The sequence below is a fragment of the Ruegeria sp. H4 genome (assembly GCF_056533065.1).
Genome location: NZ_JBQFOC010000002.1, coordinates 709,540 through 733,273 on the forward strand (window position 1 = coordinate 709,540; position 23,734 = coordinate 733,273).

Annotated in this window: 24 protein-coding genes; 18 read left to right on the forward strand and 6 right to left on the reverse strand. The window is 58.3% G+C overall.

Features of this window, described 5'->3' with window-relative positions:
- Positions 1-3: 3 nt before the first annotated feature.
- Entirely contained in the window at positions 4-474 is a 471-nt protein-coding gene (locus tag ACR0KG_RS15040) for a rhodanese-like domain-containing protein (RefSeq protein ID WP_480827721.1), read from the reverse strand.
- Between the two features lie 221 nt (positions 475-695).
- Between ACR0KG_RS15040 and ACR0KG_RS15045 the strand changes: the two genes are divergently transcribed.
- From ACR0KG_RS15045 to selD, 7 genes are read left to right on the forward strand one after another with little or no spacing between them, the layout of a single operon-like run.
- Positions 696-3,566 (forward strand): monovalent cation/H+ antiporter subunit A, encoded by a 2,871-nt coding sequence (locus ACR0KG_RS15045; RefSeq protein ID WP_480827722.1) that lies wholly within the window; start codon positions 696-698, stop codon positions 3,564-3,566.
- Complete coding sequence (locus tag ACR0KG_RS15050) at positions 3,566-3,925, forward strand: Na+/H+ antiporter subunit C (protein ID WP_480547565.1); 360 nt, start codon at positions 3,566-3,568, stop codon at positions 3,923-3,925. Before ACR0KG_RS15045 ends, ACR0KG_RS15050 begins: the two co-directional genes overlap by 1 nt.
- On the forward strand, positions 3,922-5,463 hold the full coding sequence (locus tag ACR0KG_RS15055) for a monovalent cation/H+ antiporter subunit D (protein ID WP_480827723.1): 1,542 nt from the start codon (positions 3,922-3,924) through the stop codon (positions 5,461-5,463). Before ACR0KG_RS15050 ends, ACR0KG_RS15055 begins: the two co-directional genes overlap by 4 nt.
- Positions 5,463-5,960 carry a Na+/H+ antiporter subunit E gene (locus ACR0KG_RS15060; protein ID WP_480547915.1) on the forward strand — a complete coding sequence of 166 codons (498 nt, stop codon included), beginning with the start codon at positions 5,463-5,465 and terminating at the stop codon, positions 5,958-5,960. Before ACR0KG_RS15055 ends, ACR0KG_RS15060 begins: the two co-directional genes overlap by 1 nt.
- Positions 5,957-6,226: a K+/H+ antiporter subunit F gene (locus ACR0KG_RS15065; RefSeq protein ID WP_170532030.1), complete on the forward strand. Its 270-nt coding sequence runs from the start codon at positions 5,957-5,959 to the stop codon at positions 6,224-6,226. The genes ACR0KG_RS15060 and ACR0KG_RS15065 overlap by 4 nt, the downstream gene beginning before the upstream one ends.
- A gap of 7 nt (positions 6,227-6,233) precedes the next feature.
- Entirely contained in the window at positions 6,234-6,620 is a 387-nt protein-coding gene (locus tag ACR0KG_RS15070; RefSeq protein ID WP_480498967.1) for a Na+/H+ antiporter subunit G, read from the forward strand.
- A gap of 5 nt (positions 6,621-6,625) precedes the next feature.
- Entirely contained in the window at positions 6,626-8,785 is a 2,160-nt protein-coding gene (gene selD, locus ACR0KG_RS15075) for a selenide, water dikinase SelD (protein WP_480827724.1), read from the forward strand.
- On the opposite strand, the gene mnmH is transcribed toward selD, so the two are convergent.
- Positions 8,776-9,828 carry a tRNA 2-selenouridine(34) synthase MnmH gene (gene mnmH, locus ACR0KG_RS15080; protein ID WP_480827725.1) on the reverse strand — a complete coding sequence of 351 codons (1,053 nt, stop codon included), beginning with the start codon at positions 9,826-9,828 and terminating at the stop codon, positions 8,776-8,778. The genes selD and mnmH overlap by 10 nt on opposite strands.
- Positions 9,829-9,972: 144 nt before the next feature.
- Positions 9,973-11,556, reverse strand: a complete 1,584-nt coding sequence (locus tag ACR0KG_RS15085) for a bifunctional metallophosphatase/5'-nucleotidase (protein WP_480827726.1) — start codon at positions 11,554-11,556, stop codon at positions 9,973-9,975.
- 109 nt (positions 11,557-11,665) lie between these two features.
- Here ACR0KG_RS15085 and ACR0KG_RS15090 point away from each other — a divergent pair, with 109 nt between their 5' ends.
- Genes ACR0KG_RS15090 through arsC form a run of 4 tightly spaced genes read left to right on the forward strand, consistent with a single transcriptional unit; the run spans position 11,666 to position 13,825 of the window.
- Positions 11,666-12,004, forward strand: coding sequence for a DUF952 domain-containing protein (locus tag ACR0KG_RS15090; RefSeq protein ID WP_480547557.1), 339 nt, complete (start codon positions 11,666-11,668; stop codon positions 12,002-12,004).
- Positions 12,001-12,432 (forward strand): DUF1330 domain-containing protein, encoded by a 432-nt coding sequence (locus tag ACR0KG_RS15095; protein WP_480827727.1) that lies wholly within the window; start codon positions 12,001-12,003, stop codon positions 12,430-12,432. Before ACR0KG_RS15090 ends, ACR0KG_RS15095 begins: the two co-directional genes overlap by 4 nt.
- Positions 12,429-13,487 (forward strand): quinone-dependent dihydroorotate dehydrogenase, encoded by a 1,059-nt coding sequence (locus ACR0KG_RS15100; protein ID WP_480547553.1) that lies wholly within the window; start codon positions 12,429-12,431, stop codon positions 13,485-13,487. The genes ACR0KG_RS15095 and ACR0KG_RS15100 overlap by 4 nt, the downstream gene beginning before the upstream one ends.
- Entirely contained in the window at positions 13,484-13,825 is a 342-nt protein-coding gene (arsC, locus tag ACR0KG_RS15105; RefSeq protein ID WP_480547551.1) for an arsenate reductase (glutaredoxin), read from the forward strand. Before ACR0KG_RS15100 ends, arsC begins: the two co-directional genes overlap by 4 nt.
- Here the strand turns inward: arsC and ACR0KG_RS15110 are convergent.
- The 3 genes from ACR0KG_RS15110 to ACR0KG_RS15120 are packed head-to-tail and all read right to left on the reverse strand — an operon-like array spanning position 13,822 to position 16,080.
- Positions 13,822-15,138, reverse strand: coding sequence for an MATE family efflux transporter (locus tag ACR0KG_RS15110; RefSeq protein ID WP_480547549.1), 1,317 nt, complete (start codon positions 15,136-15,138; stop codon positions 13,822-13,824). The two genes, arsC and ACR0KG_RS15110, sit on opposite strands and share 4 nt — an antisense overlap.
- Positions 15,139-15,140: 2 nt before the next feature.
- Entirely contained in the window at positions 15,141-15,659 is a 519-nt protein-coding gene (locus ACR0KG_RS15115; RefSeq protein ID WP_480547547.1) for a PaaI family thioesterase, read from the reverse strand.
- A gap of 1 nt (position 15,660) precedes the next feature.
- Entirely contained in the window at positions 15,661-16,080 is a 420-nt protein-coding gene (locus ACR0KG_RS15120; RefSeq protein WP_480540552.1) for a PaaI family thioesterase, read from the reverse strand.
- Between the two features lie 113 nt (positions 16,081-16,193).
- Here ACR0KG_RS15120 and ACR0KG_RS15125 point away from each other — a divergent pair, with 113 nt between their 5' ends.
- The 7 genes from ACR0KG_RS15125 to ACR0KG_RS15155 all read left to right on the forward strand — a co-directional run bounded on the left by ACR0KG_RS15125 (position 16,194) and on the right by ACR0KG_RS15155 (position 23,714).
- Positions 16,194-16,562, forward strand: a complete 369-nt coding sequence (locus ACR0KG_RS15125) for a MerR family transcriptional regulator (RefSeq protein WP_170532005.1) — start codon at positions 16,194-16,196, stop codon at positions 16,560-16,562.
- A 266-nt stretch (positions 16,563-16,828) separates the two neighbouring features.
- Positions 16,829-17,230: a MerR family transcriptional regulator gene (locus ACR0KG_RS15130; RefSeq protein WP_170532003.1), complete on the forward strand. Its 402-nt coding sequence runs from the start codon at positions 16,829-16,831 to the stop codon at positions 17,228-17,230.
- Positions 17,231-17,275: 45 nt separating this feature from the next.
- Positions 17,276-19,057 (forward strand): acyl-CoA dehydrogenase C-terminal domain-containing protein, encoded by a 1,782-nt coding sequence (locus tag ACR0KG_RS15135; RefSeq protein WP_480547543.1) that lies wholly within the window; start codon positions 17,276-17,278, stop codon positions 19,055-19,057.
- A gap of 113 nt (positions 19,058-19,170) precedes the next feature.
- Positions 19,171-19,809 carry a glutathione S-transferase family protein gene (locus ACR0KG_RS15140; RefSeq protein ID WP_480547541.1) on the forward strand — a complete coding sequence of 213 codons (639 nt, stop codon included), beginning with the start codon at positions 19,171-19,173 and terminating at the stop codon, positions 19,807-19,809.
- 11 nt (positions 19,810-19,820) lie between these two features.
- A complete protein-coding gene (locus ACR0KG_RS15145) occupies positions 19,821-21,032 on the forward strand; it encodes an acetyl-CoA C-acetyltransferase (protein WP_480827728.1) in 1,212 nt (403 codons plus the stop codon).
- Positions 21,032-21,520: a cupin domain-containing protein gene (locus ACR0KG_RS15150; RefSeq protein WP_480827729.1), complete on the forward strand. Its 489-nt coding sequence runs from the start codon at positions 21,032-21,034 to the stop codon at positions 21,518-21,520. Before ACR0KG_RS15145 ends, ACR0KG_RS15150 begins: the two co-directional genes overlap by 1 nt.
- A complete protein-coding gene (locus tag ACR0KG_RS15155; RefSeq protein WP_480827730.1) occupies positions 21,513-23,714 on the forward strand; it encodes a 3-hydroxyacyl-CoA dehydrogenase NAD-binding domain-containing protein in 2,202 nt (733 codons plus the stop codon). Before ACR0KG_RS15150 ends, ACR0KG_RS15155 begins: the two co-directional genes overlap by 8 nt.
- Positions 23,715-23,734 lie beyond the last annotated feature (20 nt).

Sequence of the window (23,734 nt, forward strand, 5' to 3'; positions counted from 1 at the left end):
TGCTCAGGTCCCCTCAGAATACGTCTCGACGGGCAATCCGGACCGAACCCAACCCGGCCCGGCCGCTGACCCCAGCATACCTTCTGGCACGTCGATAATATTGGTAAATCCCGCCTCGGTCAGTTGATTGCTCAACCGCGCAGACCGCACGCCCCGTGCGCAGATCAGGGCAATCGGGCCAGATTGATCTCCGTCGGTCAACTGCAACAAAGCCGCCACAAAATCATCCCGGCGCATATCCAGCGGCTGCGCGCCCTGCCCAATGCCGGTCGCCCTCCATTCGCGCGGGGTGCGAATATCCACCAGCAGGATGTCACCGGAAACCGCACTTTGATGCGCCTGCGCGACATCAAGCTGATCGCCCGAATAATCCTGTGGAATCAAACGGTATTCGCGGATTGCAAAGCCAGCGACAAGGGCCGCCCCGCCCCCCAGCAAAACCCATCTTCGGGCGAGGTTTGTCTTCTCTGCCATGCGGCACCCTTTTGCATTGACCGCCTTGTTGTAGCACATCAAAGATAAAGACGCTTTGGTCAAGAATGGCCACCGCGATCAAGTTCGCGTCATTATCACGCAGCAGGGTTCTGCCCGAAATACACCCTTTAGTCCTTGTCGAAACCTTGCAATTTCTCTGCAGCCAATAAATTATCCTTACAAATTCAGTCATATCGACCGCCCACACCGGAGTATCGCACTTGTCCCTATTCCTTATCGCGGCCCTTCCCTTTCTCGGAGCTGTTTTTCCAGCCCTTTTGATCCGGGCAGGACGAAACGCAGCCGCATCTGCCGCTGGGTTGACCACGTTTCTTGCCCTTATGGGGTTGCTGATCCACATCCCGGCCGTGATGCGTGGCGAGGTCGTGAAGGCGCGGTTCGACTGGATCCCGGGTCTGGGCCTGAACGCGAACTTCATGCTGGATGGGCTGGGCTTTCTGTTTGCCCTGCTGATTTTGGGTATCGGCCTGCTGATCATCCTTTACGCGCGCTTCTACCTGTCGCGAGAGGATCCGATGGGGCAGTTCTACACCTATCTTTTGCTGTTTCAGGGTGCGATGGTCGGAATTGTTCTGTCCGATAATATCCTGCTTTTGCTGATTTTTTGGGAACTTACGTCGCTCAGCTCTTTCCTGCTGATCGGGTATTGGAAACACCTGCCTGAAGGTCGACAGGGTGCGCGGATGGCGCTGGCGGTCACGGGTGGCGGCGGGCTGGCGATGATCGCCGGGATGCTGATCTTGGGCAATATCGTGGGGTCCTACGACCTAAGCATCATTCTGCAGAACAAAGAGCTGATACAGGCCTCACCCTACTATCTGCCCGCCCTGATCCTGATCCTGCTGGGCTGCTTCACTAAATCGGCGCAGTTCCCGTTCCATTTCTGGCTGCCGCACGCAATGGCCGCGCCAACGCCGGTCTCGGCCTACCTGCACTCGGCCACGATGGTGAAGGCCGGTCTGTTTTTGATGGCGCGGATGTGGCCCGTTCTGTCAGGCACCGATGCCTGGTTCTACATCGTGGCCACGACAGGACTGGTGACCATGCTGCTGGGTGCGGTGATTGCGTTGTTCAAGGATGATCTGAAGGCCCTGCTTGCGTTTTCGACAGTCTCACATCTGGGACTGATTACAATGCTGCTGGGGTTTGGCACCAAGTTCGCCGCAGTCGCAGCCGTTTTCCACATCATCAACCACGCGACGTTCAAAGCCGCCCTGTTCATGACCGCCGGGATCGTCGATCATGAGACCGGTACACGTGATATCAAACGGCTGGGCGGGCTGCGCCACCTGATGCCAGTCACCTTTACAATCGGCACGATTGCAGCGCTTTCAATGGCTGGCCTACCACCGCTGAACGGCTTCCTATCGAAAGAGATGATGTTGGAAGAAACCGTGCACACCACATGGTTGCACTTGCATTACCTTGTGCCGGGTCTGGCCCTTGTGGCAGCGCTGTTTTCGGCGGCCTATTCCTTCCGATTTGTCGGTCACGTGTTTCTCGGACCTGAGCGCAACGACTACCCAGCCCATCCCCATGACCCGCCGGTTGGATTGTGGATTGCGCCAGCTTTCCTTGTGGTTCTTGTGATCCTGATCGGATTGAACTCAGCAGCTATTGTCGGCCCTTTGGTGGCCGTAGTTTCAAGCGCAGTTATCGGTGGCGAGAAACTGCCCTATTACTCACTCAAACTCTGGCATGGGTTCACACCTGCCCTCTTCATGTCTGTCGTCGCGACGCTAGGGGGCCTGTTCCTGCTGGGGCTGCACAAGCATTGCGAACGGTTCTGGAACACTCTGCCCCGCCCCGAGGCCAAGGTGATCTTCGAAGCGCTGATCGACCGCTTCACACAGCTAAGTCGCTGGATCACGGATGAGCTTCATAACGGTGTGCTCAGCCGCTATGCCATCATCTTTGTCGCTTTCACGGTTGGGCTGGGCTACTACGCCTACACGACCGGCACGATTGGTGTTGAGACCCGCATACCGCTGCCTGCGCAATTCATCCCAATCATCGGCTGGATTTGCCTGGTCGGCGCGACGCTGGGAATCATGTGGTTTCACCGCAACCGCCTGCTCTCGCTGGTGCTGATCGGCGTCGTTGGCCTGATCGTTTCGGTTGCCTTCAACTATCTGTCGGCACCGGATCTGGCGCTGACCCAGATTTCGGTCGAAGTAGTAACGATGATCCTGCTGCTGTTGTCACTGAACTTTTTGCCCACCGAGACACCTTGGGACAGCAGTGCAGCGCGGCGTTGGCGCGACGCTGCAATTTCCGTAGTCGCTGGTATCGGGAGTGGAGCCCTCATCTACGCAATCATGCTGCGCGACTTTGCCTTCCCGACAATTTCAGATTTCCATCTGGCGAACTCGTACAAAGGCGGCGGTGGCACCAATGTGGTGAACGTCATTCTGGTCGACTTCCGGGGCTTTGATACCTTTGGTGAGATCATCGTGCTGGGCATTGCTGCGCTGATCATCTTTGCCCTGACCGAGGCGGTTCTGGGTACAAATGTGCGCGGTTACCTGCTAAACCGCAAACCGCATTGGCCACAATCGGGAGACTCGCATCCGCTGATGATGGTGGTCGCAACTCGCGTGATGATGCCGATTGCCTTGATGGTGGGCGCCTACATTTTCTTCCGCGGCCACAACCAGCCCGGGGGTGGTTTCATCGCGGGTCTGATCGTCGCGATTGCGTTCCTCATGCAATACATGGCCAGCGGCTACACATGGGCCATCGAACGACAAAGGTTCTATTATCACGGCACCATCGGTTGGGGCGTTTTGATCGCTGCGGCCACCGGTCTGGGCGCGTGGTTCAATGAACGCCCCTTCCTGACCAGCGATTTCGGATACATCAACTGGCCGCCACTGGAAGAGTTCGAATGGGCCACTGCCATGTTGTTTGACACGGGTGTGTTCCTGGCGGTTCTTGGCGCGGTGATGCTGGCGCTCGATAGCCTGTCGCGCTTTGCATGGCGGCCGGGTATGGCGCAGGAATTCCCGATGGATATCAACCCGCTGCGGGATGATCCCCCAGAACAAGACGAAGAGAAGGAGCAGGCCTGATGGAAGCGCTGGTTGCCTCTGCCGTAGGCATTCTGACCGCCGCCGGGATCTTCCTGATCCTGCGTCGCCGGACATTCCCGGTCATTCTTGGCCTGTCGCTGATCACCTATGCGGTGAACGTGTTCCTGTTTGCCACCGGACGTCTGGCGTTGAACGCGCCTGCCGTTCTGAACAAATACAAAGACGTCCCCTATACCGATCCGCTGCCGCAGGCGCTGGTTCTGACAGCCATCGTGATCTCATTCGGGATGACAGCCGTGATCGTGATGATCGCGCTGTCGGCTTATCTGTCCTCGAAGGATGACCATATCGACATGAGCCCACAGGACAGCGTAGACGCGCCGGGAGAAGACGCATGAACCACTGGATCGTTGCGCCGATCGTCCTTCCTGCGATCCTGGCTCCGTTTATCATCATGGTCCTGCGCTATCATCTGGACCTTCAGCGTATTTTCTCGGTCGCCGGCGTTGTCGCCTTGCTAGGCATCGCACTGACCATCACCGCGCAGGCGTCGGGCGGGGATATTCAGGTCTACGAGCTGGGCGATTGGCCGGCACCTTTTGGCATTGTCATGGTGTTGGACAGGCTATCGGCCATGATGGTGCTGCTGACCGCATTGCTGGCCCTGCCCATTGTGCTCTATGCCATCGCCTCGGGCTGGGATGACCGGGGGAAACACTTCCACGCGCTGTTCCATTTCCAGCTTATGGGTGTGTGCGGGGCCTTCCTGACCGGTGACGCCTTCAACCTATTTGTGTTCTTCGAGGTCCTTCTGATCGCCTCCTACGGTCTGATGACCCACGGGGGCGGCTCTGTTCGCCTGAAAGCAGGCGTGCAGTATGTCGCCTATAACCTTCTGGGCTCGACCCTGTTCCTGTTTGCCTTGGGCACGCTTTATGGTGTGACAGGCACGCTGAACATGGCCGACATTGCCCTTCGCGTGGCTGAGATGCCAGTTGAAGATACCGCCCTGTTGCGGGTGGGCGCGGTGCTGCTGCTGCTGGTCTTCTGTATCAAGGCCGCCGTTCTGCCACTACATTTCTGGCTACCGGCCAGCTATGCCAATGCGCCACTGCCGGTGGCCGCGCTGTTTGCGATCATGACCAAGGTCGGTGCTTATTCGATCATTCGGATGTACACGCTTGCCTTTGGGCCCGAAGTCGAAGCGACCCAAGGGCTGGCGGGCGACTGGTTGCAACCGGCGGCTCTGGTCACCCTTGCAGTCGGAGCCATAGGTATTCTGGGCTCACAACACATTGCGCGGATGGTTGCGTTCTGCGCGATCGCCTCAATGGGGACGCTGCTGATTGCGATCTCGCTGTTTACGCCTCAGGCCAGCGCAGCCGCGCTGTATTATGTGTTCCATTCCACGCTGGCGACGGCACTCATGTTCCTGGTTGCTGATCTGGTCATGGAGCGGCGTGGCGGGGCCATCACCCCGATGACACCCATGGCGCAGACCGGGCTGATCTCGGGGCTGTTTTTCGTGGGGGCCATCGCCATGGCCGGTATGCCGCCTCTCTCGGGTTTTATCGGCAAACTGCTGGTTCTGGATGCCGCACGCGATGCGCCGGGTTCCAGCTCGGTATGGGCGGTTGTTCTGATCGGGTCGTTCGTGACAATTGTCGGACTGGCGCGAGCCGGGTCTTTGATCTTCTGGAAAAGCCACGATGCCGAGCATCTCGGCTCCGAGGACACTGTGGATGAGGAGGCCGTCCCCCTGCCCGCACCCGAACCGCAACCGGGTCTGGCCTTTACGTCGGTCTTTGGATTGGTTGCCGGGCTGATCCTGCTGACCATCTTTGCCGGACCGGCACTGGACTACACAAGCCAAACCGCTGAACAGTTGTTTACGCCCGAGCACTACATCTCGGCCGTGTTGGGAGGGGAAGAATGATCAAGCTGCTGCGCCGCGTATTCCCGCACCCGCATCTGACCTTTTTGCTGACAGTTGTATGGGTTCTGCTGGCCAACAACGGGTCTTTGAACTCGCTGGTGTTCGGTCTCATCCTCGGGATCATCATCCCCTTTATTACACAGCCTTATTGGCCAGATCAGCCGAGACTGCGCAATTGGCCGATGATCGTGGAGTATCTGCTGATCGTTCTGTGGGACATCGTGATGGCCAATATCACCGTCGCCCGGATCATCCTGTTCAAACGCGATGCAGATCGCCAACCGAACTGGATCTGCGTCCCGTTAGAATTGCGCACACCCGAAGCGATCACTGTCCTAGCGGGCACCATCACTATGACCCCTGGCACGGTCAGTTGCGATCTGTCGGCACAAGGGCACAATCTGCTGGTCCACTGCTTGGACGCTCCTGACCCCGAGGCTGTTCGGGACCAGATCAAACAACGCTATGAACGCCGCCTGAAGGAGATTTTCGAATGATCGAATACGCCATCTACTTCGCATTCACCTGTTTCGGAGCGGCAATCCTGATGTGCCTGTGGCGGATCATCACTGCAGACGGGGTCGGCACCCGTGTTCTGGCACTGGACACGATGGTCATTAACACCATCGCGCTGATGATCCTCTATGGGCTTGATCAGGGCACCGAAATCTTCTTCGAGGCCGCCATGATCATCGCCATGCTGGGCTTTGTCTCAACCGTGGCCTACGCGCGATTCATGCTGCGCGGCAATATTATCGAGTGAGGGCGGGATGACGTTTTTCTTCGAACTTTTGATCACCGTCTTTCTGATCGTATCGGGCATCTTTGGCTTTGTCGGATCCTTCGGAATGATCAAGCTGAAAGACCCGATGTCGCGTCTGCATGCCCCCACCAAAGCGACAACCTTGGGGGTTGGCGGCGTGCTTCTGGCTTCGATCTGCCATTCGGTTCTGCTGGAAGGCAAGCTGTCGCTGCACGAGTTGTTGATCACGTTGTTTTTATTCCTCACGGCCCCGATCACGGCTCTGTTCATTGCAAAATGGCATGTTCACCGCCATGAAAAGCCGAGCGATCTGCCGGATGCGGGCGAGGATGAGCTTTGGGCCACCCACGCGGTCGAGCAGGTCGAAGACGTCCCGGACCACAGCACGAACTGAGCCTTATGCAAAATCCTCCGCTGCCCCTGACCCGTGATCTGGTTCTCATTGGCGGTGGGCACACACATGCGCTGCTGCTGCGCAAATGGGGGATGAACCCACTGCCCGGTGCGCGCGTGACGGTGATCAACCCCGGCCCGACAGCGCCCTATTCCGGAATGTTACCGGGCTATGTTGCCGGGCACTACGAGCGGTCTGAACTGGACATTGATCTGGTGAAACTGGCGCGTTTTGCGGATGCGCGGATTGTTCTGGGTTCGGTCGACGCAATCGACACCGATCAGCGACTGATCCATATGCCCGGTCGGTTACCCGTTGCGTTCGATGTCGCCTCGGTCAATGTCGGGATCACGTCAGATATGCCCGGCATACCCGGCTTTGCCGAACACGCCGTACCCGCCAAACCCCTTGGTCCTTTCGCCAGCCGATGGGCCGCGTATCTGGACAAGTCAGGCCCCGCAGCCGTGGCTGTGATCGGTGGTGGCGTCGCGGGGGTTGAACTGGCAATGGCCATGGCTCACGCATTGAAAGCCCGGCAACGACCTGCACGGGTTACGCTGATCGACAATGCGATAGCCCTGTCTGCGATCGGACCTAAAGCCGCCGCTACGATCCGCAAGGCGATGGATGATCTTGGTGTCGAGGTACTCGAAGAGATCGCGATCAAGGAAATCGCTGCGGATCATGTGACATTGCAGGATGGCCGCCAGATCGAGGCTGACTTTGTCACCGGCGCCGCGGGGGCCCGCCCCTATGACTGGATCACCCGAACCGGGCTAGATTTGCAGGACGGGTTCATCCGGGTGAATGCCCATCTTCAATCCAGCGATCCAGCTGTTTTTGCCGCTGGTGACTGCGCCCACCTGAGCGATAACCCGCGACCCAAGGCGGGCGTTTACGCGGTGCGTGAAGCTCCGGTTCTGTTCAACAACCTGAGGGCAGCGCTGGGGGCCGGGAAAGTTAGGCGCTATGTGCCGCAGAAGGATTACTTGAAACTGATCTCGCTGGGCGGAAAATCCGCGCTGGGGGAACGGCTGGGCACTTCGTTCAGCGGTACATTGATGTGGCGATGGAAAAACCACATCGACCAGATATTTATGAATAAGTTCCGCGACCTTCCCACGATGCAAACTCCGGCCCTGCCGCGCGATCATGCGGCGGGACTATCCGAGGTATTAGGCGATAAACCCATGTGCGGTGGCTGTGGGGCCAAGGTTGGCAGGGGCGCTTTGCAACGTGCATTGCACGCGCTGCCAAAACCCATCCGGCCCGATGTGACATCCTTGCCGGGCGACGATGCCGCCCTTTTGATGACGGGCAACGCGCAACAGGTCATGACCACAGATCATCTGCGCAGCCTGACTTCTGATTCCGTTATGATGACGCGCATCACCGCCATACATGCGCTTGGTGATATCTGGGCCATGGGGGCCCAACCCCAGGCCGCGACCGCGACCATCATTTTGCCGCGCATGTCCGCCATGTTGCAGGAACGCACCCTGTCCGAGATTATGACCACAGCCAATGAGATCATGCAGGACGCCGGAGCCGAGATCGTGGGCGGACATAGCTCGATGGGTGATGAGATGACCCTTGGCTTTACCATCACCGGTTTGTGCCCCGAACTGCCGATCACATTGGCCGACGGGCGGCCCGGCGATGTGTTGATCCTGACCAAACCCATCGGCAGCGGCGTTTTAATGGCGGCTGAAATGGCGGGGCAGGCGAATGGAGCGGATGTCGCAAAAGCTTACAAGCTGATGACCCAGCCACAAGGTCAGGCGGCTAAGATTTTGTCGCGGGCACAGGCGATGACGGATGTCACAGGGTTCGGGCTTGCCGGGCATTTGAAAGGCATATGCGACGCCTCAAACTGTGGCGCGATTTTGGATTTGGACACGGTTCCGGTTATGCTTGGAGCCCTTGAACTGAGCAATTTCGGCGTTCACTCCACACTGTTTTCTGACAACCGATCTATCGCACCCGAGCTTCCCTCGGATGGCAAAGCCGCCCTGCTGTTTGATCCTCAAACTGCAGGCGGATTATTGGCTGCGGTCGCTGCGGACGACGCAGACGCCATGTTGAACGCACTGAGTACAGCGGGCTATCCGGCGGCTAGGATCGGCCATCTGACCGACACACCGGGGCTGCGCCTTCAAAGCTGATCCAGCGTGGTTTCTATCTCTGCCGCCGCGTGACTCAGGCCGCTGCTGTCCAGCTTTTGCACCTCGACCCTGGAAACGGGGTCTACAGGGTGAGCACGGCGCGACTTGGCATAGGCCGGGTCATAGTGCTGTTCGATCAACGCTCGGGTCAACGCGCGCTTGTCGCCCGCATCGATCAATGCCAGCCACGCATCCACGACCTCATGCCCACGGTGAACCCGCAACGGGGCCAAGCGATCGCGCAAACGCGCGCTGTCGGAAAGAATATCATCATAAGCCTGCATCAAATACGCCGCCCGTGCCGCGACCGGAGCAACGATCTGAATGCGCGGGGCCGCACACATCGCCGTCCACAGGCTGGGTGGCAGGATCCGCTCACCGATTTTCGAGGATTCCGCCTCAACCATAACCGGACGTGCCGGATCAAACGCGCAGAAAGCTGCGGAAAGCGCTGACTCGAACGCTTTCTGGCTGGGCTGTCCCCCAGGCATCTCACCCAGCAGCGAACCCCGGTGATTGGCCAATCTCTCCAGATCAACGACCTGTACGCCACGCCGTTGCAAATGGTGCAGCAACTCGGTTTTGGCCGTTCCGGTATAGCCATCCAGCGCAAACAGTCGAAAGGGCAATGGTTGCTCATATAAATAGGCGTTCACCAAACGCCGATAGGTTCGATACCCGCCCTCAATGACCTCGGCCCGCCAGCCGATCTGCTGCAGTGTCCACGCAAACGACCCGGATCGCTGTCCCCCACGCCAGCAATAGACCAGCGGTCGCCAATTCCCTTCATGATGGCTGAGGCTGTGTTCAATGTGATTGGCCGCATTTCGAAACACCAAAGCCGCCCCAAGCTTGCGGGCCAGAAACGGGCTTTGCTGTTTGTAGATCGTTCCGACTCGGGCGCGTTCGGCATTGTCCAGAACCGGCAGGTTGATCGCGCCGGGCAGGTGATCCTCTGCAAATTCAGCCGGGCTACGGACATCGATCACGGTGTCGAAACCATGGGCGTATAGCTGCGGTAAGTCTGAGTATTTCAACACCATCCCAGCGGTTTACTTGCCCAAGCTTCGGAAGGAAAGCCTGTCGAGACAATTGCCGCAGTAATCCCAAACTACACCCTGCAAGCTTGAACAGAAACAATAAAAGCCGCATCACTATGATGCGGCTTCTTAATCTTTTGCAGGGCGTTATTTCTGCTTGATACGCCCGTCTACATACGGTTGGTAGGGCGCGTTTTCAGCCAGGTATTCGGCCGTCACATCCGCCAGATCAGGGCCAAAATCATAGGCGTTCTTGTCGTCACCTTCGAACATCTTGTACCCGTCACCACCGTTACGCACGTAGTTGTTGGTCACGACCAGATAAGTCGCTGCGGGATCAATCGGCACGAACCCGTCACCCTCTGCCACCATCACTTCGGTGATGCGGCCTTCGTTCGGGGCAACCGATGGGTCCCAGGTGAAACTCAGCCCGGCAACCTGAGGGAAGCGGCCTTTGACCTCTTCCACCTGGCTGACGCCGTTTTCCAATGCATCAATCACGCCCTGACCGCTGATTTCAAAGGTCGAAAGGGTGTTCTGGAACGGTAGAACCGTCAGAACCTCACCCATGGTGACCTCACCTTCGTCAATCGAAGCGCGCAGGCCGCCCGAGTTTGCGATGGCGATCTGAGCGCCTTGATCAGCGACACGGGCCAGCATTGCGTCGGCAACCAGATTGCCCATCTCACATTCCTGTATGCGGCAGATATCGCGCGAACCTTCAACGGCTGCGCCGGTTTCAGCAACCACGCGTTGCTTCATCTCTTCGATCGGGGCACCCATTTCGGCGACGCGCGCGGCAATGTCTGCATCCGGCGTAACAGATGCGTCCAGCAGGATGGGTTCACCCTCTGCCGAGATTAGGTTGCCGTCATCGTCAAAAGTCAGCGTGACCTCACCCAGATATTTCGAATAGGCATAGGCTTGTACGACCGGGACATCGCCCACCATCATCGGGTAGGGGCCAGCCGCGTCTTCGTTCGTGTTGGACAACAATGTGTGCGAGTGACCGCCAACCACCAGATCCAGGCCCGGCACCTGCGCGGCAATCTCTAGGTCTTTGGCCAGACCCACGTGGTTCAGCGCGATGATGATGTTGACACCCTCATCCTGCAGCGCGGCAACATCGGCCTTTAGGCTTTCGATCTCATCCTGGAATACCACATCCTTGCCGGGGCTCGAGGTGTCGACCGTGTCGGTTGCCAGCGCGGAAATGATACCGATCTTCTGGCCGCCAACCTCAAGAACCACATGGTTTTCCACCTTGTCCTTGAGTTCAGCCGATGTCGACAAATCCAGGTTACCCGAAATCACAGGGAAGCTGACCGCATCAATGAACGCAGCAAGGCCTTCGGGACCGTCGTCAAACTCGTGGTTGCCGACGGCCATCACGTCATAACCGATCGCCTCCATGAACTCGGCCTCTGCCGCACCTTTATAGGTGGTGTAGAACAGCGAGCCTTGGAACGGATCGCCTGCGTCCAGAACCAAAACATTCTCATCCGCCATGTCTGCGCGCTTTGCATCCAGAATAGTCTTCAGTCGTGCAACGCCGCCAAAACACTTGCCTTCGGCTTCACCTTCCGCGTCACAGGTCGAATCGTATTTGTTGATCGACTCAATACGGCTGTGGATATCGTTTGTGTGTAAAATCGTCAGTTTATAGTCGGCAGCCGCAATCCCAGCGGTCAGCCCCAGTACGGCAACGGAGGCCATGAAACGGGTCAACATACGAATACTCCCTATCGTTGTTTGACCAGATCGTGCGCTGATGGCGACGAAGAGTCAAAGGGGCAAATCTGACTTGATTCCCCGTTCCGAGCGGGGCATCACCCGAGGCATGCTGATTTACAAAATATTTCGGGCCGATGAATGGGCTCAGTTACAGGCCGAGGGCGCCTCGGACGGTGCACCAATCGATGTGGCGGATGGATTTGTGCATTTCTCGACGGCAGAGCAGGCTGCCGAAACAGCGGCCAAGCATTTTGCCGCTATCGACGGTCTTACCTTGCTGGCGTGCGACGGGGATGCGATGGGGGATGACCTGAAGTGGGAGGTCTCGCGCGGTGGGGCGCTGTTTCCGCACCTCTACCGCCAGATCAGGATGAGTGATGTGCTCTGGTCGCGGCCCCTGCCCTTTGATGGCCAAACCCATCTATTCCCTGAGGAGATGGCATGACCGCCTACATCGATCCCCAGCGCGAACAGTTCGACGCTTTCAAAGCGCTGGATCGGAATGAGCCGATTGAGATGTTGAACCTTGTCAAGTTTCGCCCCACCGCTGCTTACCCAGCGGATCATGAACTGGCCGCTGCTGGTCTGACCGGGGCGCAAGCCTATCGCAACTACGGGGCTGAGACGGCCCCGATTATCGCCAGACTGGGTGCGTCAATCCTGTGGCGTGGGGCGTTTCAGGCCACCTTGATCGGACCTCAGGACGAGGCATGGGATGAAGTGTTCATCGCCCGCTACCCCTCGGCCCATGCGTTTCTGGAAATGGTGACCGACCCGATCTATCAAAAGGCCGTGGTGCATCGCCAGGCCGCCTTTGAAACCTCGCGCCTGATCCGATGTGGTGCGGCCAAAGGTGGGGCTGCGTTCGGATGAAACTGACCGAAAAACTGGGCCTTGCCGCGCTGCATCGATTTGATCCCGAAACGGCGCATAGCCTGTCGATCAAAGCGCTAAAGGCCGGGCTGGCCCCGATGCCGGGGCCGGTGACGTCTGCGCGGCTGGAGACGGAAATCGCCGGCTTGCGCCTGCCCAACCCCGTTGGTCTGGCCGCTGGGTTTGACAAGAACGGAGAGGTCCTGACCCCGCTGTCGCGCGCCGGGTTTGGATTTATCGAAGTGGGCGCAGTGACCCCACGCCCGCAACCTGGGAACCCTAAGCCACGTCTCTTTCGGCTAACCGAGGATAGTGCCGCCATCAATCGCTTTGGCTTCAACAATGAAGGCATGGAGGTTATGGCCCAGCGGCTCGCCGCCCGCCCCGCGGATGCGGTGATTGGCCTGAATCTGGGGGCAAACAAAGACAGCGACGACCGGCCCGGTGACTTTGCCAAAGTACTCGCCCATTGTGCCGCACATCTGGATTTTGCCACCGTAAATGTATCCTCCCCCAACACTGAAAAGCTGCGGGACCTGCAAGGGAAAGCAGCGCTTGGCGCGTTGCTGGGCGGCGTGATCGAAACGCGCGACGCGCTGCCCCAGCCGCTGCCTATCTTCCTGAAGATCGCACCAGATCTGACGGAATCCGAGTTGCAAGACATTGCAGACGTGGCTGTCGAGACGGGCGTGGATGCGGTTATCGCCACCAATACCACGCTGTCCCGTGAAGGGTTACGTAGCGCGCATAAGTCTGAACAAGGCGGCCTGTCAGGCGCGCCGTTATTCGAGAAATCAACGCGTGTACTAGCAAAGCTAAGCCAACTGACCGAGGGCAATCTGCCCCTGATTGGCGTAGGCGGGGTCAGCACGGCAGAACAGGCCTATGCCAAGATTTGCGCCGGGGCATCCGCCGTGCAGCTTTACACAGCCATGGTCTATGGCGGCCTGTCTTTGGCGGCCGAGATCGCACAGGGTCTGGATACGTTATTGGCTCAAGACGGGTTTGACACCGTGGCGCAAGCTGTGGGCAGCAAACGAGGGGATTGGTTGTGATTGAATATTGGCATAACCCGCGCTGTTCGAAATCCCGCATGGGTCTGGCCTTGTTGGAAGAGCGCGGCGCAGAGGTTCAGGTTCGGAAATACCTGGAGGATGCGCCCTCAGTAGACACGCTGCTCAAGGCGCAGGCATTGCTGGGCGTGCCCGCTATTCAGATGATGCGCACGGGAGAGCGGCTGTTCAGGGAACTGGGCCTGTCGAAAGATGCACCAGATGCGGATTTGATTCAGGCCATGGCAGATCATCCGATCCTGATCGAACGCCCGCTGGCTATTGCCGAAGGCAAAGCCGCACTTGGTCGTCCGCCCGAGAACCTGCTGGATTTGCTCTAGGCAACCTGCGCCTCAAGCCGGGGGTAGCGCCAGCCCATGGTCGCGCCGCGTGCAAGGTTCAACACCATCAGCGCGGCCCAAAGCCCATGATTGCCGAACGCCGGAACCAGAATGAACAGGGCAACAACATAGATCGCCACAGATTGCAGCATCGCGTTACGCATCGCCCGTGTCCAAGTCGCACCAATATAGATGCCATCGAACATCCAACTGGCGACACCGATCACCGGCGCAACGGCAGCCCAGAACAGGAACTCGCGCCCCGCTTGCCGCACCTCGGGTGATGTGGACATCAGGTCGATCAGGGCAGGGCCAGCCAGAAAGAATACCGCACCCAGCAGAACAGCGCCCCCAACGCCCCATTGCGACGCCATGACCGAGGCTCGCCGCACCTGATACCGATCCCGCGCGCCCACGGCACTGCCGACCAGCGCCTCGGCCGAAAAGGCAAAGCCATCCAATGCAAAGGCGGTGATCTCCAGAAATTGCAAAAGCACTTGATTGGCTGCTAGATTGACGTCCCCCAAATCCGAGCCAACAAACAGAAAGGTGGTAAAAGACCCGGTCAACAGGATGGATCGGATCATGATATCGCTGTTCACTTGCAACATCCGGCGCAAACGCACGGCATCAAAGATGCGGGGCCAATCCCGCCAGATGCGGTCTCGAAATCCATCGCGGCAGAGCCACAGGCCCAGCGCCAACCCTGTCCATTCCGCGATCAGAGTGGCAATCGCCACACCTTCGACACCCCAGCCCAGCCCCAGGACGAACCACAGATCCAGAACGATATTGAGCCCGTTCATCCAGATTTGCAGAATAAACACGCCCCGCGTACGCTCAACCGCGATCAGCCAGCCTGTGACTGCATAAAGAGCTATCGTCGCGGGAGCGCCCCAGATTCGGATCTCAAGATAGGTGCGAGCAAGGGTTTCGACCTCGGGACTGGCTGGTGACAGCAGAAACGCACCGCTGAAAATTGCGACCTGCCCCAATATGAAAACAAACCCCGCAGCCCCGCCCAGCATCAGCCCGCGGATCAGCAGCGCGCGCATCTCCTCACTGTCCCCTGCCCCGCGCGCCTGTGCGGCAAGGCCGGTCGTGCCCATCCGCAGGAACCCGAAAATCCAGTAAATCGCAGACAGGATCACCGCACCGATACCGACGGCTCCGATCGGAGCGGCAGCGCCCATCTGACCCACCACGCCGGTATCTACCGCACCCAGAATAGGCACAGTTGCATTGGACAGCACAATGGGAATGGCAATTTTCAGCACCCGCCCATGCGTTATGGGCGCCGAGGCATCTGTCATGATCAGCCCTTATCCTGGGCTGGCTGCGGCATCAAGAAATGCCCGGTCGCTTGCGCAAACAGTTTGGCGTGGTTGTCTTGCCAGGCCTCGACCCGGACCGAGGCATAGCGTCGACCGGCCCGATTGACGAAGGCGCGCGCATAGGCATCCCGTGGCAGGCCTGACCGCAGATAGTCGACGGTGAAATCGATAGTCTTCGGAAAGCGGATGTTTTCGTCGGTCACGATGGCCTCAGCATCGATTTCACCGCTTTCGATTTCGGAAAACATGTACTCCCAACTCAGCGTGATCACGGCTGTGACCTCGAGAAACGCGGCCGTTACACCGCCGTGAATAGCAGGAAGGAACGGGTTTCCAATCAGTTTCTCATCGAAGTTCAGAACGCCGGTCAGCTCATCGCCCCTGCGATCAAAACTTATGTTCAAGAAGCGGATGTAAGGCACGCCGTCGATCAACGCGCGCAAGGCGCCGTCGCGGCGTTGCTTGACCACCTGCATCGGCTCAGGGCGGGTTCTGGCCATGTTATTTGCCCTCAACCGTGAACGAGCCCGAAGCGGTTGCTACAGGTCGGTCGTGATCATCATCCATGGCCGTTGCACGCACAAACGCCACATTGCGAGTGATGTGATAGCAGCTGGCCCGCGCGGTGATCGTCTGGCCCGGAGTCGCTGCGCGCATGTAGTCGATCCTCAGATTGATCGTTGCTGTCCCACCGGGCGAGGACGGATGGCTCATGACCGCAGCACCGCAACAAGTATCCAAAATGGTCGAAATTGCCCCCCCGTGAATCACTCCTGTTCTGGGGTCTCCAATCAGGTCGGTATTGTAAGGCATGGTAATTTCGGCCTCACCCGCGCCAATCTGGGTCAACTCCAAACCGATGGCCCGCGCATGGGGGATCGCTTCGATAAACTGGCGGGCTAGAACTGTCTTGTCGACCATTTGCTAACTTCCTATCGTGACGCCCCTTTATGATCCGTAGAAATTGCAAAGGGCAAGCCCACCTGTTGCGCTTGACGTGGCAAGGACGTAGGTTGCCGTGGAGGAGACCAGGAATGTCCGACAACCGTTTGTCATTCAAAGAGATGTGCGCGGAATTCGACGTGACGCCGCGCACCCTGCGTTACTACGAGTATATCGAGCTGCTGCAGCCAGACCGCGAAGGGCGGTCCCGATTTTACGGCCCTCGCGAATGCGCCCGGATGACGCTGATCATGCGCGGTCGCAAGTTTGGTTTCCCTCTGGAAGAAATTCGCCAATGGCTGCTGATCTATGAAGATCAAGGCAATCAGGCGCAGATGGCCGCCTTTGTTGAAATGGCTGACCGACAGATGGATGAACTGCGTCAACAACGCAAACAGCTGGACGAAGCGATGGATGCGCTTAAGCAGTTGCGGGATCAAACTGCGAATTCCATTTCCTGAATTTCGCCACCCTTGAATCGATCTGTTGCGCCTCAAGACGTGGTCCGCATGTCAGGATCACATTCGGTTTTTTCGGCCCGATTGATCCGATTCCAGCCTGACGTAACGGAAATAAAATTGCGATCCAGCGCCTTTACGTGTTTGGATGTTACGTCAACTTTGAAGTGACGCAGCGTCGGGATTACGTAAACGTCATTCTCATGTTGTAAAGCAGGCGACGACTACGCAACTCGTGTCTCATGACACCAGTGACGAGAGTATGACGAATGACCGAAGATCTTATGACCATCCGCGAGATGTGCGGGACCTATGATGTCACACCGCGTACTTTGCGGTTCTACGAAGCCAAAGAACTGCTGTTCCCGATCCGCGAGGGTCAGAAACGCTTGTTCACCAAACGCGACCGCGCACGGCTGAAACTGATCCTGCGTGGGAAGCGGTTCGGCTTTAGCCTGGAAGAAATTCGGCAACTTCTGGATTTGTACCATGTGGGTGATCAACAGCTGACCCAGATGTCGCGCACCTACGAGATTGCGTGTGAACGTCTCGCCGACATGGAATCACGCCGCGAAGAGCTAACGCAGGCGATTGACGATCTGAAAGAACAATTGCGTTGGGGAGAGAAAGTCATCTCTTCAATGAAACAAGACAAGAAGGCGGCCGAGTAACATCGACCGCCTATCACCCGGACATCTGAATTAAGGGAGCTTCACATGCCCGTTTACAACGCGCCAACCAAAGACACGCAGTTCATCCTGCACGACGTTCTGAAAGTCTCGCAGTCGGATATCCCCGGCTATGACGAACTGGAAGCCGAGTTTACCGGCGCCGTTCTGGAAGAAGCCGGCAAGGTTGCCACCAATGTTTTGCATCCGTTGAACGTGGTGGGTGACACCGAAGGATGCCGGTTGGAAAACGGGATTGTGTACACGCCCACCGGGTTCAAAGACGCCTTCGAGCAAGTAAAGGAAGGTGGCTGGACTGGCCTCGACATGCCGGAAGAGTATGGCGGCCAGAACATGCCTTATGTCATCGGCACCGCAGTAGGTGAGATGTTCTCGGGCGCAAACCAGGCGTTTGTGATGTATCAAGGCCTGACCCATGGCGCGGCCTCGGCTATTTTGGCCCATGGGTCGGAAGAGCAGAAAAACACCTATCTGCCCAACATGGTAAGCTGCGAATGGACCGGCACCATGAACCTGACCGAACCGCATTGCGGCACCGATCTGGGCCTGATGCGCACCAAGGCGGAAGCTAAGGGCGACGGCAGCTACAAGATTTCCGGCCAGAAGATCTTTATCTCGGCGGGCGATCACGACATGGCCGATAACGTCATCCATCTGGTCTTGGCCAAAATCCCCGGTGGCCCCGAGGGGATCAAGGGCGTATCGCTGTTCATCGTGCCGAAATTCATAGTGAACGAAGACGGCACTCCGGGTGAGCGCAACGGTGTTTCGGTCGGCAAGATCGAAGAAAAGATGGGCATCCACGGCAACTCGACCTGCGTCATGAACTATGACGAAGCCACCGGCTGGCTGCTGGGCGAGGAGCACAAAGGCATGCGCGCCATGTTCACCATGATGAACGAAGCGCGTCTGGGTGTGGGCATGCAAGGCTTGTCGCAGGCCGAAGCTGCGTATCAGAACGCTGTGGAATACGCCAAAGACCGCCTTCAGGGCCGCGACGTAACCGGTGTGAAGAACCCGGACGGCCCCGCCGATCCGCTGATCGTTCACCCCGACATCCGCCGCAACCTAATGGATCAGAAAAGCTTCACTGAGGGCGCGCGTGCGTTCATCTTGTGGGGCGCGACCATGATCGACAAGGCGCACCGTTCAGGTGACAAAGATGCGGACGGGCTGATCTCGCTGCTGACCCCGGTCATCAAGGGCTTCCTGACGGACGAAGGTTACGACATGACCGTTCAGGCGCAGCAGGTCTATGGCGGCCATGGCTACATCGAAGAATGGGGCATGTCGCAATATACCCGCGATGCCCGTATCGCGATGATCTACGAAGGCGCAAACGGCGTTCAAGCGCTGGATCTTGTGGGCCGGAAACTGGCGCAGGATGGCGGTAAACACGTCATGGCGTTCTTCGATATGGTCAAATCCTTCTGCAAGGAAAACGCAGGCCAGAACGAAGCCTATGACAAAGCCTTCATCGAACCGCTGAAAGCCGCGTCCAAGGATCTGCAGGCCGCTGGCATGTACTTCATGCAGGAGGGCATGAAAAATCCGAACAACGCGCTGTCTGGGTCTTATGACTTCATGCACATGTTCGGTCATGTTTGCCTGGGCCTGATGTGGGCGCAGATGGCGAAGGCTGCTCAAGATGCGCTGGACGGTGGGGCCTCGGACAAAGAGTTCTACGAGACCAAGATCAACACCGGTCGTTTCTACATGGCCCGCCGCCTGCCCGCGACCGCCATGCATCTGGCCCGCATCCAGACCGGCGCCGACACTGTAATGGCACTGGACGCGGTGAACTTCTGATCTCAATCTGGTCCTTGGGCTCTGACCCGAGGACCAGATGACCCCAAGCTCCGTCGGATTGCTCGGGGAACGGATCAGAATAACGTGCAACATGCCTTGGGAGGGGCGCTCGCATGACCATAAAACTGCACTGCTTCGGTGAAAGCGGCAATTCGTACAAAGCTGCTTTGGCGCTGGAAATGTCTGGCCTTGAGTGGGAGCCGGTCTTTGTCGATTTCTTCAAAGGCGTCACCCGCAGCCCCGAGTTCCGCTCGGACGTCAATGTAATGGGCGAAGCGCCCTTCCTGATCGACGGTGATTTCAAAACCTCACAGTCTGGCGCAATTCAGGCTTATGTCACCGAGAAATCCGGCAAGTTCGGCGGGAAGACGCGGGAAGAGAACTACGACATTCTGCGTTGGGTGCTGTGGGACAATCACAAGCTCAGCTCAATGGCGGGGATGACCCGCTTTCTGATCAACTTCCTCCCCGAAGAACACCGCAATGCCGATGTGATTGCCTTCAACCAAGGTCGTCTGAAGGCGGCCTACGATGTTCTGAACACCCACCTCGAGGGCCGCGACTGGATTGTTGGGGACGGCGTGACCAACGCCGATCTCAGCTGCTGCGGCTACCTCTACTATCCCGAACCATTCGGCTTTGACCGTGCCGACTGGCCCAATATCGATGCCTGGCTAACTCGCCTGTCCGAGCAGCCCGGCTGGAAACACCCCTATGACCTGATGCCCGGCAACCCGTCGGATCGAGCTTAAGGAGAAGACCCATGACCGAAGCTTACATTTATGACGCCCTGCGCACACCGCGCGGCAAGGGTCGCAAGGATGGCAGCCTGCACGAGGTAACCTCGGTGCGCCTGTCCGCCCTGACCCTGAACGCGATCAAGGAACGCAACAACCTCGAAGGCCACGCCGTTGAGGATGTGATCTGGGGCAACGTTACGCAAGTGATGGAGCAAGGCGGCTGTCTGGCGCGCTCAGCAGTTCTGGCCTCTGACCTCGATCAGTCGATCCCCGGTCTGGCGATCAACCGCTTCTGCGCCTCGGGCATGGAAGCCGTGAACCTGGCCGCGAACCAGGTCAAAGGCGGCGCGGGCGAAGCCTATATCGCTGGTGGTGTTGAGATGATGGGCCGCGTGGCCATGGGCAGTGACGGTGCTGCGATTGCCGTAGACCCGACGCTGGCAATGGACACCTATTTCGTACCGCAGGGCATCTCGGCCGACATCATCGCAACCGAGTATGGGTTCACCCGCGACGATGCCGATGCGCTGGCCGTTGAGTCTCAGAAACGCGCGGCTGAGGCTTGGGAAGACAACCGGTTCGAGAAGTCGGTCATCACCATCAAAGACCAGAACGGCCTGACCATTCTGGATCGTGACGAATACATGCGCCCCGGTACCGACATGCAAAGCCTCGGCGCGTTAAACCCGTCCTTCCAGATGATGGGCGAGCAGATGCCCGGCTTCGACAAAGTCGCGATGTTGAAATACCCGCATCTGGAGCGGATCAACCACATCCACCACGCGGGCAACAGCTCGGGCATCGTGGACGGTTCGGCTGCTGTTCTGATCGGCAACAAGGAATTCGGTGAGAAATACGGTCTCAAGCCGCGCGCCCGTATCAAGGCGACCGCGAAGATCGGCACCGACCCGACCATCATGCTGACGGGCCCAGTTCCGGTGACCGAGAAGATCCTTGCCGACAACGGCATGAAGATCGGCGATCTGGACCTGTTCGAAGTGAACGAAGCCTTCGCCTCGGTCGTGCTGCGCTTCCAGCAGGCGTTCGATGTCGACCCGGCGCTGGTCAACGTCAACGGCGGCTCGATCGCAATGGGTCACCCGCTGGGCGCAACCGGTGCGATGATCATCGGCACGCTGCTGGACGAGCTGGAGCGTCAGGACAAGGAAACCGGTCTGGCTACGCTCTGCATCGCGTCCGGCATGGGTGCGGCAACCATTATCGAGCGGGTCTGATGCCCAAGCTGGACCTTTCTCAAATCCCGTTTCGGGGTGGTTCGGGTTATCCCGGCAAGCTGGCAAAGGCAGGCGATGGACGCTTTGTCCAGCCTGTCGGGGATGCCGGAGGACTGTCCCAATATGGCGTCAACATCGTGCGGCTTGAGCCGCAGGGCCTCTCGTCACTGCGCCATTACCATATGGAGCAGGATGAGTTTGCCATCATGCTCAGCGGCGAATGCGTGCTGATCGATGATGATGGCGAACACCAGATGCTGCCCGGTGACTGCGCCGCCTGGCCTGCAGGTGAGGCCAACGGCCATCACCTTGTGAACAAAACCGATGCGCCCGCGACCTTTCTGGTGGTGGGCACACGGACCCCGACCGAGACCGGCTATTACAGCGACATAGACATGATGGTGAAGTTTGATGCCGACGGCTTTCGCTTTACCCGCAAAGATGGCAGCCCGCTGACGGCTGACCAGATTGGAGATGACAATGACTGATTTCACTCTGACCAAAGACGCAGACGGCGTCGCATTCATCACCTGGGACGCTCAGGGCAAATCCATGAACGTCATGACACGTGAGGCGTTCCAGCTGGTCAGCGCTCTGGTTGATCAAGCTCTGGAAGATGACGAAGTCAAAGGCATCGTGATCACCAGCGGTAAGGAAGGATCCTTTGCCGGTGGCATGGACCTAAGCACACTGGCGACTATCCGTCAGGAAGCCGGGGACGAACCGGCACAGGCCCTGTTTGATTTCGTCATGGGCGGCCACCACATCCTGCGCAAGCTGGAACTGGCAGGCATGGACTTCAAAACCAAAAAAGGCGGTAAGCCCGTGGCCTGTGCCATCAATGGCACCTGTGCCGGGATCGGGACTGAGATCGCGCTGGCCTGTCACCACCGCGTCATGACCACCAACCCCAAATCCAAGATCGGCCTGCCAGAAATTCTGCTGGGCATCTTCCCCGGCGGCGGCGGCACCATGCGCTACAGCCGTATGGTTGGTGCGATGGCGGCGGCCCCTGTCCTGCTGGAAGGCAAGATGATGGATCCGGCCAAAGCCAAAGGTGCGCAGCTGGTCGATGCCGTATCGGACGACCCAGTCGCGGCAGCGAAAGAATGGGTTCTGAACGCCAAGGATGCCGACCTGGTGAAACCTTGGGACGCGAAGGGCTACAAAATGCCTGGAGGCGCGCCTTATCACCCGGCTGGCTTCATGACCTTTGTCGGCGCAAACGCCATGGTGCATGGCAAAACTCAAGGCGCATTTCCGGCGGCCAAGGCGCTGCTGAGCTCGATCTACGAAGGTGCGTTGGTTGACTTCGATACCGCCCTGAAGATCGAAGCGCGCTGGTTCACCAATGTGCTGATGAACCCCTCGTCCTCGGCCATGATCCGGTCGCTGTTCCTGAACAAGGAAGCGCTGGAGAAAGGTGCAGTACGTCCGAAGGATGTGCCAGATCAGCGCGTCAAGAAAATCGGCGTTCTGGGTGCAGGCATGATGGGTGCAGGCATCGCGCTGGTGTCGGCTCAGGCCGGTATGGAAGTGGTGCTGGTCGACCGCGACCAGGAAGCTGCGGACAAGGGCAAGGCTTACACTGAGAGCTATCTCGACAAGGGCATGAAGCGCGGCAAGGTCACGGCTGAGAAAAAAGAAGCCATGCTGGCGCGCATCACCGCGACCCCGGATCTGGAAAACCTCAAAGGTTGCGACCTGATCATCGAAGCCGTGTTCGAAGACGTGGGCGTCAAGGCCGAGATGACCAAGAAGGTCGAGGCGATCATCCCCGAGGATTGCATCTTTGCGTCGAACACCTCGACCCTACCGATCACCGATCTGGCGAAAGCCTCCGTCCGGCCCGAGCAGTTCATCGGCATTCACTTCTTCTCGCCGGTCGAGAAGATGTTCCTGGTCGAAATCATCAAGGGCAAGGAAACCGGTGATCGCGCAGTGGCCAAGGCGCTGGACTATGTCCGTCAGATTCGCAAGACGCCAATCGTGGTCAACGATGCGCGCTTCTTCTACGCCAACCGATGCATCATTCCTTACATCAACGAAGGTGTGCGGATGATTGCCGAGGGTGTGAACCCCGTGCTGATCGACAACGCGGCGCGTCAGTTGGGCTTCCCTGTGGGACCGATCCAATTGACAGATGAAACCTCGATTGATCTGGGTGCCAAGATCGCACGTGCGACCAAGGCAGCAATGGGCGACGCCTACCCGGAAAGCCCCTCGGACGATCTGATCTTTTGGATGGAAGAACAGGGCCGTCTGGGTCGCAAGGCAAACGCGGGCTTCTTCGACTATGACGAAAAAGGCAAACGGGTCGAATACTGGAAGGGCCTGCAGGAGAAGTACCCCCACGCCGAAGACCAGCCTGATCTGATCGAGGTTCAGGAACGTCTGATGTTCGCACAGGTTCTGGAAGCGGTTCGCGCGCTGGAAGAAGGTGTTCTGGAAGACATCCGCGAAGGCGACGTGGGCGCGATCCTAGGCTGGGGCTTTGCGCCATGGTCGGGCGGCCCGCTCAGCTGGTTGGACATCATCGGCACGCCTTACGCGGCCGAGCGTTGCGATCAGCTGACCAAAGCCTATGGCGAACGCTTTGCCTGCCCGCCTTTGCTACGTGAAATGGCCGAAAAGGGTCAGACCTTCTACGCCCGCTTCAACCCCGAAGCAAAAGCAGCTTAATCAGTAAAGATACAGGCGCG

Excerpts from the sequence above, each read along its gene's own strand:
- ACR0KG_RS15140 (WP_480547541.1), top strand. The coding sequence starts at position 19,171 with ATGACCATAAAACTGCACTGCTTCGGTGAAAGCGGCAATTCGTACAAA.
- ACR0KG_RS15115 (WP_480547547.1), bottom strand. The coding sequence starts at position 15,659 with ATGGCCAGAACCCGCCCTGAGCCGATGCAGGTGGTCAAGCAACGCCGC.
- ACR0KG_RS15155 (WP_480827730.1), top strand. The coding sequence starts at position 21,513 with ATGACTGATTTCACTCTGACCAAAGACGCAGACGGCGTCGCATTCATC.
- ACR0KG_RS15130 (WP_170532003.1), top strand. The coding sequence starts at position 16,829 with ATGACCGAAGATCTTATGACCATCCGCGAGATGTGCGGGACCTATGAT.
- ACR0KG_RS15100 (WP_480547553.1), top strand. The coding sequence starts at position 12,429 with ATGAAACTGACCGAAAAACTGGGCCTTGCCGCGCTGCATCGATTTGAT.
- mnmH (WP_480827725.1), bottom strand. The coding sequence starts at position 9,828 with ATGGTGTTGAAATACTCAGACTTACCGCAGCTATACGCCCATGGTTTC.
- selD (WP_480827724.1), top strand. The coding sequence starts at position 6,626 with ATGCAAAATCCTCCGCTGCCCCTGACCCGTGATCTGGTTCTCATTGGC.
- ACR0KG_RS15095 (WP_480827727.1), top strand. The coding sequence starts at position 12,001 with ATGACCGCCTACATCGATCCCCAGCGCGAACAGTTCGACGCTTTCAAA.
- ACR0KG_RS15055 (WP_480827723.1), top strand. The coding sequence starts at position 3,922 with ATGAACCACTGGATCGTTGCGCCGATCGTCCTTCCTGCGATCCTGGCT.
- ACR0KG_RS15150 (WP_480827729.1), top strand. The coding sequence starts at position 21,032 with ATGCCCAAGCTGGACCTTTCTCAAATCCCGTTTCGGGGTGGTTCGGGT.
- ACR0KG_RS15125 (WP_170532005.1), top strand. The coding sequence starts at position 16,194 with ATGTCCGACAACCGTTTGTCATTCAAAGAGATGTGCGCGGAATTCGAC.
- ACR0KG_RS15070 (WP_480498967.1), top strand. The coding sequence starts at position 6,234 with ATGACGTTTTTCTTCGAACTTTTGATCACCGTCTTTCTGATCGTATCG.
- ACR0KG_RS15110 (WP_480547549.1), bottom strand. The coding sequence starts at position 15,138 with ATGACAGATGCCTCGGCGCCCATAACGCATGGGCGGGTGCTGAAAATT.
- ACR0KG_RS15050 (WP_480547565.1), top strand. The coding sequence starts at position 3,566 with ATGGAAGCGCTGGTTGCCTCTGCCGTAGGCATTCTGACCGCCGCCGGG.
- ACR0KG_RS15090 (WP_480547557.1), top strand. The coding sequence starts at position 11,666 with ATGCTGATTTACAAAATATTTCGGGCCGATGAATGGGCTCAGTTACAG.
- ACR0KG_RS15040 (WP_480827721.1), bottom strand. The coding sequence starts at position 474 with ATGGCAGAGAAGACAAACCTCGCCCGAAGATGGGTTTTGCTGGGGGGC.
- ACR0KG_RS15085 (WP_480827726.1), bottom strand. The coding sequence starts at position 11,556 with ATGTTGACCCGTTTCATGGCCTCCGTTGCCGTACTGGGGCTGACCGCT.
- ACR0KG_RS15120 (WP_480540552.1), bottom strand. The coding sequence starts at position 16,080 with ATGGTCGACAAGACAGTTCTAGCCCGCCAGTTTATCGAAGCGATCCCC.
- ACR0KG_RS15145 (WP_480827728.1), top strand. The coding sequence starts at position 19,821 with ATGACCGAAGCTTACATTTATGACGCCCTGCGCACACCGCGCGGCAAG.
- ACR0KG_RS15065 (WP_170532030.1), top strand. The coding sequence starts at position 5,957 with ATGATCGAATACGCCATCTACTTCGCATTCACCTGTTTCGGAGCGGCA.
- ACR0KG_RS15135 (WP_480547543.1), top strand. The coding sequence starts at position 17,276 with ATGCCCGTTTACAACGCGCCAACCAAAGACACGCAGTTCATCCTGCAC.